This window comes from Streptomyces sp. NPDC096193 (assembly GCF_040302905.1).
Lineage (GTDB): Bacteria > Actinomycetota > Actinomycetes > Streptomycetales > Streptomycetaceae > Streptomyces.
The window spans coordinates 482258-493393 of the sequence record NZ_JBEOSJ010000003.1; the positions used below are offsets into that span (position 1 = coordinate 482258).

Sequence of the window (11136 nt, forward strand, 5' to 3'; positions counted from 1 at the left end):
AGCGCCAGAAGAGTGAAAGGTCCGAAGCATCCGGGTCGCAGCCCCCACGGGGCACCAACCACCAAACCCTCTCTTAGGAGCGATCGTGGCGCGCGACATCGCGGCTCCCACCACCGTCCCCACCAGCCACCAGGAGCTCGTCTCCTGGGTCGACGAGATCGCAGCAATCACGGAACCGGACAGCGTCGTCTGGTGTGACGGATCAGAAGCCGAGTACGAGCGCCTGTGCGGAGAGCTCGTCGCCAAGGGAACGTTCACGAAGCTTGACCCCATCAAGCGTCCGAACTCCTACTACGCCGCGTCCGACCCGACCGACGTCGCCCGCGTCGAGGACCGCACCTTCATCTGCTCCGAGAAGGAGGCGGACGCCGGCCCCACGAACCACTGGAAGGCCCCCGCGGAGATGAAGGAGATCTTCGCCGGTGAGAAGGGAATCTTCCGCGGCTCGATGCGCGGTCGCACGATGTACGTCGTGCCGTTCTGCATGGGCCCGCTGGGTTCACCGCTGTCGGCCATCGGCGTCGAGATCACCGACTCCGCGTACGTCGCCGTCTCCATGCGCACCATGACCCGTATGGGACAGCCCGTCCTCGAGGAGCTCGGCTCCGACGGCTTCTTCGTCAAGGCCGTCCACACCCTCGGCGCGCCTCTGGCCGAGGGCGAGGAGGACGTGCCCTGGCCGTGCAACTCGACCAAGTACATCTCGCACTTCCCCGAGACCCGCGAGATCTGGTCGTACGGCTCCGGTTACGGCGGCAACGCCCTGCTCGGCAAGAAGTGCTACGCCCTGCGCATCGCGTCCGTCATGGCGCGCGACGAGGGCTGGCTCGCCGAGCACATGCTGATCCTCAAGCTCACGCCTCCGCAGGGTGAGTCCAAGTACGTGGCCGCGGCCTTCCCGTCCGCGTGCGGCAAGACGAACCTCGCCATGCTGGAGCCCACCATCTCCGGCTGGACCGTGGAGACCATCGGTGACGACATCGCGTGGATGCGGTTCGGCGAGGACGGCCGGCTGTACGCGATCAACCCCGAGGCGGGCTTCTTCGGTGTCGCGCCCGGCACCGGCGAGCACACCAACGCCAACGCCATGAAGACCCTGTGGGGCAACGCCGTCTTCACCAATGTCGCGCTCACCGACGACAACGACATCTGGTGGGAGGGCATGACCGAGGAGGCCCCGGCCCACCTCACGGACTGGAAGGGCAACGACTGGACGCCCGCGTCCGAGACGCCGGCCGCCCACCCCAACGCCCGGTTCACCGTGCCCGCCTCGCAGTGCCCGATCGCCGCGCCGGAGTGGGAGGACCCGAAGGGTGTGCCGATCTCGGCGATCCTCTTCGGCGGCCGCCGCGCCTCCGCCGTGCCGCTGGTCACCGAGTCCTTCACCTGGAACCACGGTGTCTTCCTCGGCGCGAACGTGGCCTCCGAGAAGACCGCAGCGGCCGAGGGCAAGGTCGGCGAGCTGCGCCGCGACCCGTTCGCGATGCTGCCGTTCTGCGGCTACAACATGGGCGACTACATGGCCCACTGGGTCAAGGTCGGCGCCGACAAGGACCAGGCCAAGCTCCCGAAGATCTACTACGTGAACTGGTTCCGCAAGAACGAGGCGGGCAAGTTCGTGTGGCCCGGCTTCGGCGAGAACAGCCGCGTCCTGAAGTGGATCGTGGAGCGCCTCGAGGGCAAGGCCGAGGGCGTCGAGACCCCGATCGGCATCCTGCCGACGCGTGAGGCGCTCGACACCGACGGGCTCGACATGCCGGAGGAGGACCTCGACTACCTGCTCAAGGTCGACAAGGAGATCTGGCGCGAGGAGGCCGCACTGGTCCCCGAGCACCTGAACACCTTCGGCGACCACACGCCCAAGGAGCTGTGGGACGAGTACCGGTCGCTGGTTGCCCGTCTGGGCTGACGCGACCTCGGCGCGCTCGCGGCGGACCCGTCCGACAGCCGCCCTGACCTGTGGGGTCACCTCAGGTCCGCCGCGTGTCCGGCCCCCGGAAGCCCCCTCACGGCTCCCCGGGGGCCGGACCCTTTCCCGGACCTCTTCACGGACAAGTTCACGCCGGACCCGTTCCCTGCGCCCGTTCACGCCGGGCCCGTTCCTTTCGGACCCGTTCACGCCGCCCCTTCCTACCGGCCACCCGGTTCAGGCCGGGCCCCACCGGTCCTCCAGATAGCGGGTGTGGGTCTGCTGGCGACGGGACTCCGCCTCGCGCAGGCCCGTCGCGATGCTGTCCGCCTCCGCGAACAGCACCCCGAGCTGCCGCTCCAGATGCCGCTCCGGCGGCTCCGTCCCCGGGTTGAGCCGGGTCCACCAGCGGGCGCGGTTGTAGGTGTCCACCGACTCGGGGATGTCCCGGCGGATCGCCCGGGACAGCGCGTGCACCGCCTCCGGGTCCACGGAGAGTGCCTCCGCGACCCAGCCCGGTTCGAGCAGCGCGGCGAGCAGCTGGTCGAGCTCGGTCAGCCTGCCCGCCGCGGCGGGCGGCAGCTCCACCTCGCCCAGGTACGTGTGCAGCCGGGCGAAGTCGCCCCGCAACGCCTCCAGCCGGCCCGCGGTGTCGGGGAAGTCGGGTGTGGCCGGGCGCTCGGGCGGGGCGATCAGCGCGCCCGCGCCGTAGAGCCCCGCGACGACGAACGGCCAGTACACGCCCGCGAGTCCGGTGAAGGTCAGCGTGAGCCCGACCAGCCCACAGGCGGAACCGGCGAGGTTCTTGCGCGATTCGAGATAGCTCAGGGCAGTTCTACTGATAGCCACGGATCTCCTCGAAGGCGCCGTCCAGCGAGCCCCTCGTCGCGTCGAAGAGCCGGCCGCCCGTGAGGGAGGCGATGTGCTCCAGCTCCGCGCGGTCGGAGTCGCCGAAGAGGATGGGGAAGACGGGTGTGTGCCGGCGGTTCACCGGCAGGCCCCGGTAGTAGGCGTCGAACGCGCCGGGTGCCTTGCCCGCCGTGTTCTCGCCGTCCGTCATCAGGACGACCGAGGTGAACGTCTCCGCTGTATCGGCCTGTCCCAGCCGTTCGTACGCCTCCTGGAGACTGCTGTAGATCGCGGTGTCGCCCTCGGCGGTCAGTGAACGGGCCGTGGCGCGGATCGCCGTACGGGCGGCGGCCGGGTCGGCCGGATCGACCCGGTGCGTGCTCACCCGCTTGACGGCCGAGCCGAACGGCATCAGCGTCACCTCCTCACGGTCCCGGAAATCCTCGGTCAGCTCACCCAGCGCTGTCTTGAGCCGCTCCAGCCGGTCACCCTTCATGGAGCCGGAGGTGTCGAGGACGTAGACGGTCCGGGAGGGACGGCGCAGCTTGTTCTCGTAGGCGTCGAGCAGGCCGTCCGCCACCGACCGGGTGCCCGGAAAGGGGAGTTCGCGCCGTGTGCCCTTCGCCAGCGCGGCGGCGGGCCGCACGCTCGCCACGACCGGGCGCCGCAGGGTCCTCTCGGTGATCGCCCGCTGGGCCTCCTCCCCGCGGAGGTACTCCGTGAGAGTGCGGCCGGCCTCGCGGGCGCCGCGCGGGGCCGAGTTGAGCAGCGTGAACGGATAGTCCGCCGTCACGACACCGTCCTTCGGCCGGACGACGGTGAGACTGCCCGGCTTCTCCCGGTTCATGGACATCAGGACCGACTCGTAGTTGACGAGCGCGTCGACATTGCCGCGCCGGGCGTACGCGGTGACCAGCCACCCGGACGAGCCGGAGGTGAGCTGCTGCCCGGCGAAGAACTCCGTCAGCTTCGGGGTCGCGCGCCGGACATCGTCGTCGGTGAGCGCGGACTGTGCGCCGGAGAGCCCCGAGGCCACCGAGATCAGCGCGGAGAAGCCCGAGTTGGAGCGCACCGGATCGGTCATCCCGTACGTCAGGCGGCCGTCGGCGACGGCCCGGTGGACCTGTGTCCAGGTGACCTGCTCCGGGTTCCAGCCGAGCCGCGCTACGGTCTGCGGCTTCACACCGATGGCCACGGGCGAGGTCATGACGGGTGTCTCGCTGCTGAGCCGCCGGGCCGTGCCGGGCCGCAACCGCAGATAGTCGTTGGACGACAGCCAGACGGCGTCGTACTGACCGTCGGCCTTTCCGGAGGCGATCTGCTCGACGGCGTCGAGCGTTCCGCCGTAGGTCGCCTTGACGCCGACCCCCGTGGCCTCGCGTGCCGCGTCGAGTACGGGCTGCATGTCGGCGAGTTCACTGGAGGCGAGCACCCGGAGCGTGGTAGGCGAGTTCTGGCCGGAATCCGGCTCGGGGTCGGCGGTGTCCGTCGTACAGGCGCCGAGCAGCGCGATCAGCGTGAGGCCCACGACCGCCCCGGAGGCGCGAGGGCGGAGTCCTCGGGTGCGGGCGGATCTCACAGCGCGCCCCCGTCCAGCGCGTCGGTCGTCCGCGTGCGCTCCAGATACGCGCCGGCCGTGCGCAGTTCCCCGGCCAGCGACTCCACCGTCGCCGCCATCGACTCCGTCGCCTGGACCTTGTACGTGTCGATCGCGTCCAGCGTCCGGTAGATCTGCTGGAACGCGGTCCGCAGGGTTTCCGCCCCCACCGCCGGGTCCGCGGCGATGCGCTGGATCTCCCCGCTCTGGGTGGCAAGCATCTCCGCGTTGCCGCGGATGAGGTCCTCCGTCGTCGAGCGCAGCGTGGTGACCTGCTCGGTGACCTTCCGCTGGCTCTCCAGCGCCGACGCCAGCATCACCGCGATCCGCAGCGCCGAGACCGTGGTCGTCGCGGCCCGGTCGACGCCCTTGATGAGCTCCTCGTTGTTGCGCCGCACCACGTCCATGGCCAGATAGCCCTGCGCACACACCGCGAGCTGCGTCAGCAGGTCCTGGTGCTTCTGCCGGACGGGGAAGAGGACGTCCGCGCGCAAGGCGTCGGCCTGTACGGGGTCGGTGCCCTCGACGGAGGCGATGCGCTCCGCGACGGCGTTGTCGAGCGCTTCGGTGAGGACCGCGTACTCCTGGAGCTTGCCCATCGTCTCCCACAGGCGCGTGCGCTCGGTGTGGAGAGCCGCGTTGTCGCGTCGCAGTTCGTCCTGGCCGCCGCGGAGGGAGCCCACGATCCTGTTGAGCGTCGACTGCGAGGAGGCGTACTTCGCCACGTGGTCGCGGAGTTTGTTGCCGCCGGGCAGCCGGGAAAGCAGCCGGCGGGCACCCCTGCCAGGGGTCTCGCGCGGGTCCAGGTCCTCCACCGTGCGCCTGAGTTCGACGAGCGAGGAGCCGACGCGGGACTGCGCGTCCTCGCCACCGGCGGACAGCGACCGCACTGTCCGGTCGAGCATCCGGTTGGACTGCTGGGCGGCGCTGCGGATGTCGCCGGAGCCGAGTGCCGCGATCTCACCGATGCGGGTCGCGAACTCCGGCGAGCGGGCGTCGAGCCCCGCCAGCGAGGAGACGTACTCGGTGGCCCGCCGGGTCATCTCGGTACGGGCGGCGTCGTCCACCGGCACGAGGCCGGCCGCCTGCTCCGTGCGGACGGGCGCCACCGGTTCGGGCGGGGTGAGGACGAGTGCTTCCGTGCTGTTCTCGGTCATTCGGATCCCCCCTGGGACCGGGTCCGCTGCGCCATCGTGTGCAGGACCTCGGAGGTCGGCACGGGCGCCTGGCGCACACCGGTCAGCTTCTGGTTCAGATAGGCGGTGTGACCTGCGGTCGCGGCGGTGAACTCGGCGGCGGCGCCCTGTGGCCGGAAGCCGTGCCGTACGGCCAGTTCGCGCAGCCGCCGGTCGGAGCCGAGCAGTTCGCCGAGCGCCCGTCCGTCCTCGGTGAGCGGGACGAGCGTGTGGTCGCTGGAGACGGTGGTGTCGGGGTAGAGGACGACGAGGTCGCCGACCTCCTGGTGCTGGATCAGCAGGGAGGCCACCTGCGACTCGTACACCAGGACCAGCGGATTGCCGACCCCGCTGATGAAGTCCCGGAAGGGTGCGTCGCTGCTGGTCTGCTGGGCGCCCTGGACGCTGATGAGCTTCTTCAGCAGCGGCGCGGTGCGGGCGACGGCGGCCTTGTCGGCGGCGACCCGGCCGCCGTCGGCGACGTACGAGGCCGCGGCCAGGTACAGCGCCCCGGAGTTGGAGGCGACGGGATCCGTGCTCGTGATGAAGACGGTTCCGGTCAACTCGGGGTGCGGGCCCGCTCCCTTGAGCTGCTGCCAGGTCCGGTCGGCCCGTGCGGCGGCCAGATACGGACCCATGCGCAGGGTGCCCGTGGAGGAGCCGCTGAGGGTGGCGAGACCGTTGCCGGCGAGCACCTTGGCGGCGGCGCTGTGGGCGACGACGACCAGCGGCGAGTAGAAGGGGCGGATCGGACCGCCGCCGACGCTCGACCTGCGCCGCAGTTCGTCGGCCGGCGCCTTGGACGAGGGGAAGGCGAAGTCCTGGTCCTTGAGGGGTAGTTCCTCCATGGCCCAGGAGCCGGAGGTCTCTGTCCTGACGGTGAATCCCTTGGCAGCAAGGGCCTTCACCACGTCGGGATCGGCGAAGAACTCCGCCTTCTCCGATCCGATCACTCCACGCACGGTCTTCGTTGCCGTGCTCGGGTCCTGGCTCTCGCGGCCTGCGACGACGGCTACTGCCACTCCGCCGATCAGCAGCACCGCCAGGACGATTCCCACGATGCGTCTCACAGCACAGAGAGTGCTCGCGGAATTACACATTCCGGGAGGATTCCGGTGGACGCGAAGTGAAGGGCCGATCCCAGAATGCAACCGGAATCAGCCAGTCAGAACGTCAGGGGCGCCCGGCCCCGAACTCCACCCCGGTCGGGTTCCGGGGGCTGTTGGTGGCACCCGGTCCACGCGCCTCGGCGGCCCGTGGACCGGGGCCGTCAGGGGGCGCCGACCAGGCGCGGTTCGGCCAGTGCGGCCGCGTGGGCGTCCATGCGTTCGGCGGAGAGGATCGCGACCGCCGTGTCGGCGCGGGACGCCGCGACGACCAGCGCGCGGCCGGCCAGATCGTGGGCGCGCCGGTGCAGGGCGGGGGTGTCGCTGCCGCGCAGGCCCGCGTGCCGGACGGGGGGCGTGCCGCGCAGCCGGGCGATCTGGGACGCGATCTGCTCGGCGGCGTCGTCGATGCCGAGTTCGTCCGTGACGGCGAGCAGCGCGGAGAGGTGGCCGGCGAGCTGGATGTCCAGCTCCTCCTCCCGGCTGCGGTGCGGGTACGCGTCGTCGTCGGCCACCGAGTGGACGGACTTGGTGCGGATCGGCTCGTACATGGGGATGGCCTCCTGCTCACTGTCAGGAGACCATCCTACATTGGATTCAGTCTAAAGTTGAGTCCCGTCGGAAATCATGGGGCGCGAACGGCTCAGGGCTGGCTGTAGCCGTCCAGGAAGTTCCCGATCCGGGTCACGGCGTCCGCCAGTTCCTTCGCGGCGGGCAGGGTGACGATGCGGAAGTGATCCGGCTCGGGCCAGTTGAAGCCCGTCCCGTGGACCACCATGATCTTCTCGGCGCGCAGCAGGTCGAGGACCATCTGGCGGTCGTCCTTGAGCTTGTAGACCTGCGGGTCCAGCCGCGGGAAGAGGTACAGCGCCCCCTTCGGCTTCACACAGGTGACCCCGGGGATTTGCGTGAGCAGGTCGTACGCCACGTCGCGCTGCTCCAGGATCCGCCCGCCGGGCAGCACCAGGTCCTCGATCGACTGCCGGCCGCCGAGCGCGGTGGCCACCGCGTGCTGCGAGGGCATGTTCGCGCACAGGCGCATATTGGCCAGGATCGTCAGGCCCTCGATGTAGGACGAGGCATGGGACTTGGGGCCGCAGACCGCCATCCAGCCGGAGCGGTAGCCGGCGACGCGGTAGTTCTTGGAGAGCCCGTTGAAGGTGAGGACCATCAGATCGGGCGCCACGGCGGCGGTCGGCGTGTGGGTGGCGCCGTCGTAGAGGATCTTGTCGTAGATCTCGTCGGAGCAGACGATCAGACCGTGCCTGCGGGCGATCTCGGTGAGGCCGCGCAGCATCTCGTCGTCATACACCGCGCCGGTGGGGTTGTTCGGGTTGATGACCACGATCGCCTTGGTGCGGTCGGTGATCTTCCGTTCGATGTCGGTGAGGTCCGGCATCCAGTCGGACTGCTCGTCGCACCGGTAGTGCACGGCGGTGCCGCCGGCGAGGGAGACCGAGGCCGTCCACAGCGGATAGTCCGGAGCGGGGACGAGCACCTCGTCGCCGTCGTCCAGCAGCGCCTGCATGGACATCTGGATCAGTTCGGAGACGCCGTTGCCGAGATAGATGTCCTCGACGTCCAGGTCGATGCCCTTGGTCTGGTAGTGCTGCATGACCGCGCGCCGGGCGGACAGCAGCCCCTTGGCGTCGCCGTACCCGTGGGCGTCACCGAGATTGCGGAGGACGTCCTCCAGGATCTCGGGCGGGCACTCGAACCCGAAGGCTGCGGGATTGCCGGTGTTGAGCTTGAGGATGCGGTGACCTGCTGCCTCCAGCCGCATCGCTTCCTCCAGGACCGGGCCCCGGATCTCGTAACAGACATTGGCGAGCTTCGTCGACTGGATCACCTGCATGTCCGTGAGCTTACGGGCGCGTAACGGTGATCGCTGCGTGTTTTCGCCCACCACAGCCGGTGGGAATGTCCCCTTTGGTGTGCGGCCTCGGTCGAGGAGGCCTCGGCCCTTCGAAACGTCACCCGAGGCGGGCCGTCCGCCTGCGATGTGCCCGGCGCGGACCCGGCGCACGGACCGGGGATGTTGCGCTCGTCACGCCACCGGACGGGGCCGCCGGGGAGCGGTCGGGCATCCCGTCGTCCCGGCCACCACGCGGGCGGCCGGGACGCCGTGCTTACTCAGGTCTGCTCAGAAGGGGCTACGGGCACTCCTTCCAGGCCATCCGGTAGATGGTGTTGATCGCTCCGTCCGTCGAGTCCATCGTCATGAAGCTCGTCGTCTTCTTCGGGTCGGAGGTGCCGGCGTTCACGCGCACTTCGGTGTTGATGTTGAAGTTGCGCTTCGCCCCGCACGCGGCCCAGACGAGCTGGCCCCACTCGGTGTTGTCGGTGGCCTGCCAGTTGTCCTGGACCGGCCCCCTGAAGGGGTGGGTTCTCGCCGCGGTGTCGGGCGATCCCTGGAAGTAGTACGAGGCCTTCTGGGTGGCGGTCGCGCCGCTCTCCAGGCTGGCGAAGCCGCGGTAGTCGGCGCTGGCGACCGCGTACGTGAAGCCGTGCGGCACGTGCACGATCAGGCTGAGCTGGCAGTTCTTACGGAAGTCGGTGGGCGAGGCTCCCACGCCGACCTTCGCGAGGTACTCGCTGTAGGTCACGGTGAAGGCCGTGTTGTCCGGGGCGACCGCCACCGCGGCGCTGCCGGGGCGGCAGCCGGATCCGTTGACCGTCGCGACCTCGATCACGATTTTGTCCGGGGGCGCGACGATGGAGGCGGACGCGTTCTGAGCGGCCAGCAGCGAACCCAGAATTGCGGCTGTCGCGCCACCCGCTAAAAGTGCACGGGACATGATTCTCCCATCGTGGGAAACGTGAGGGGTCGATCCGGAAGAATGCATGGGTTAGCCATGGACATGTCAACCCTTCAAAGATTTCGGGTGTTTCTCGAAGAGCCGGATCGAGTGGAATGCTAGGTACCGACGCAGGGGCTGGCTAGGTGCGTTATCGGCCTTACTCCGGCCTGAACGGGGGCGCGCGGTAACCCCCGGCCCCCACGACAACGGCCCCGAGGGCGCTTTCGTGCTCCTCGGGGCCGTTGTGCGCTGAATGTCAGTCGTTGGCGCAGACGTTGCCGAAGGCCGGGTTCAGCAGCGCGATCACGTTCACCGTGTTGCCGCAGACGTTCACGGGCACGTGGACGGGAATCTGGATCAGGTTGCCGGACAGCACGCCGGGCGAACCGACAGCGGCACCCTCGGCACCCGCGTCCGCCATGGCGGGGGCAGCGGTACCAAGGGCCATGACGACGCCCGCGAAGACGACTGCAACCTTCTTGCTCTTCATATCTTGGATCCTTTCAGCAGTGGTGTCGTACGCAGGTGCGACCGTCGCGCTGCGCTGCCAGTTTCCTGTTCATGAACACCCCTGCGGAATGAGTAACGATCGAATTCCTGCAAGGAAACTTCCAGAAGCCCATGAGATGGAAAATCATTTTCCCCGTGTCGCGGAAAAATGACGCCCCTCATGAATGCGCCCCCGAGCGCACAAGGCTCAGGGGCGCACAGGTGACTGAGGGAATCAGTCGTTGGCAGCGCCGTTGCCGGAGAGGATCGGGATCTGGCTGAGGATGTGCGACAGCGGGTCGTCACCCTTGACCTGGGTCGAGTTCTCGGTGCACTGCTGGTTCTGCTGGGTCGTCAGGATGTCCTGGACCGTGATCGGGATGAGGCCCACGACGGAACCGATGTCACCCTTGATCGGCAGGCCGACACAGGGCTTGTTCAGCGAGCCCTGGATGAGGCCGATCTGCGGGCTCATGTCGCCGTCCGTGGCGAAGTTGCCGTAGGCCTGCGAGGCGCCGTTGCCGCTCAGTGCGGTGGTCTCGTTGCCGTCGCCGACGGCCAGGGCCTGCGGAGCCATCGCTGCGCCGACGCCCACCATCGAAGCGGTGACCGCTGCGGTAGCCAGAATCTTCTTGATCACTTTTTGTCCCTTTTCGCTTTGAACGATCGATCGTGGAGCAGGCTGATCAACTGCATTCGACGGGTTTGGTTCCGCACTTTCACCCGAATGCCACAATCTGTTGGCGCCCGGCACGGTGTATCGGCGGAAGGCCGACACGCGGCCCTCCGCCGATGGAGCGGATCCACAAAACGGGTGCGTCATGCGGAAACGCGCATGACCGCCCCACGGCGCAGTGCGCCGCCGGCTGGGGGCTTTCACCCGGAAGCAGATCCCATGCGCGGCCTGCTCGGCCATTCAAGCACCGGTGCGCGGTCGCACCGGCCATATGTCACCCGTTTGCCGAATGAATTCCGGGCGCCCGAAGAATTCGGTGCCGGGTGCACAATGTCCCGGTCCACACGGCAATCGAATCGGTGAAATCAAATGACAATCATGGCGACGGAATCAGCGTCCGTCGAAGAGCGCGGACGGCACCGGGAGGGCCGTGAAGGAGTCGGTGCCGGCCGGGCGTTCGCCTGGCTTCTGGTGATCACGGGTGCGGCGGGTCTGCTGGCTTCGTGGGTCATCACGATCGACAAGTTCAAGCTG

General features: G+C 68.8%; 10 protein-coding genes and 1 pseudogene. 2 read left to right on the top strand and 9 right to left on the bottom strand.

The window, feature by feature from the left end; all coding sequences use genetic code 11:
* Window positions 1-85 precede the first annotated feature (85 nt).
* A complete protein-coding gene (locus ABTX78_RS07680; RefSeq protein WP_352205865.1) occupies window positions 86-1909 on the top strand; it encodes a phosphoenolpyruvate carboxykinase (GTP) in 1824 nt (607 codons plus the stop codon).
* 237 nt (window positions 1910-2146) lie between these two features.
* Here ABTX78_RS07680 and ABTX78_RS07685 read toward each other — a convergent pair whose 3' ends face one another.
* From ABTX78_RS07685 to ABTX78_RS07725, 9 genes are all read right to left on the bottom strand, one after another.
* Window positions 2147-2758 carry a hypothetical protein gene (locus ABTX78_RS07685; protein WP_352205866.1) on the bottom strand — a complete coding sequence of 204 codons (612 nt, stop codon included), beginning with the start codon at window positions 2756-2758 and terminating at the stop codon, window positions 2147-2149.
* Window positions 2745-4286: a substrate-binding and vWA domain-containing protein gene (locus ABTX78_RS07690; RefSeq protein ID WP_352205867.1), complete on the bottom strand. Its 1542-nt coding sequence runs from the start codon at window positions 4284-4286 to the stop codon at window positions 2745-2747. Before ABTX78_RS07690 ends, ABTX78_RS07685 begins: the two co-directional genes overlap by 14 nt.
* A 47-nt stretch (window positions 4287-4333) precedes the next feature.
* Window positions 4334-5512 carry a toxic anion resistance protein gene (locus ABTX78_RS07695; protein WP_352205868.1) on the bottom strand — a complete coding sequence of 393 codons (1179 nt, stop codon included), beginning with the start codon at window positions 5510-5512 and terminating at the stop codon, window positions 4334-4336.
* Entirely contained in the window at window positions 5509-6600 is a 1092-nt protein-coding gene (locus ABTX78_RS07700) for a hypothetical protein (protein WP_502993791.1), read from the bottom strand. Before ABTX78_RS07700 ends, ABTX78_RS07695 begins: the two co-directional genes overlap by 4 nt.
* Window positions 6601-6800: 200 nt before the next feature.
* Window positions 6801-7187 carry an SCO4983 family protein gene (locus ABTX78_RS07705; protein ID WP_352205870.1) on the bottom strand — a complete coding sequence of 129 codons (387 nt, stop codon included), beginning with the start codon at window positions 7185-7187 and terminating at the stop codon, window positions 6801-6803.
* A gap of 92 nt (window positions 7188-7279) precedes the next feature.
* Entirely contained in the window at window positions 7280-8491 is a 1212-nt protein-coding gene (locus tag ABTX78_RS07710) for a pyridoxal phosphate-dependent aminotransferase (RefSeq protein WP_352205871.1), read from the bottom strand.
* A gap of 298 nt (window positions 8492-8789) precedes the next feature.
* Window positions 8790-9434, bottom strand: a complete 645-nt coding sequence (locus ABTX78_RS07715; RefSeq protein ID WP_352205872.1) for a DUF4360 domain-containing protein — start codon at window positions 9432-9434, stop codon at window positions 8790-8792.
* 259 nt (window positions 9435-9693) lie between these two features.
* Window positions 9694-9927, bottom strand: a complete 234-nt coding sequence (locus ABTX78_RS07720; protein WP_352205873.1) for a chaplin — start codon at window positions 9925-9927, stop codon at window positions 9694-9696.
* Between the two features lie 234 nt (window positions 9928-10161).
* On the bottom strand, window positions 10162-10566 hold the full coding sequence (locus ABTX78_RS07725; RefSeq protein ID WP_352205874.1) for a rodlin: 405 nt from the start codon (window positions 10564-10566) through the stop codon (window positions 10162-10164).
* A 414-nt stretch (window positions 10567-10980) separates the two neighbouring features.
* Here ABTX78_RS07725 and ABTX78_RS36105 point away from each other — a divergent pair.
* A pseudogene (locus ABTX78_RS36105) lies at window positions 10981-11136 on the top strand (vitamin K epoxide reductase family protein); the annotation flags it as partial.

Bases quoted from the DNA above. Each gene is read 5' to 3' on its own strand.
- ABTX78_RS07695 (WP_352205868.1), bottom strand. From the start codon at position 5,512: ATGACCGAGAACAGCACGGAAGCACTCGTCCTCACCCCGCCCGAACCG.
- ABTX78_RS07705 (WP_352205870.1), bottom strand. From the start codon at position 7,187: ATGTACGAGCCGATCCGCACCAAGTCCGTCCACTCGGTGGCCGACGAC.
- ABTX78_RS07710 (WP_352205871.1), bottom strand. From the start codon at position 8,491: ATGCAGGTGATCCAGTCGACGAAGCTCGCCAATGTCTGTTACGAGATC.
- ABTX78_RS07715 (WP_352205872.1), bottom strand. From the start codon at position 9,434: ATGTCCCGTGCACTTTTAGCGGGTGGCGCGACAGCCGCAATTCTGGGT.
- ABTX78_RS07720 (WP_352205873.1), bottom strand. From the start codon at position 9,927: ATGAAGAGCAAGAAGGTTGCAGTCGTCTTCGCGGGCGTCGTCATGGCC.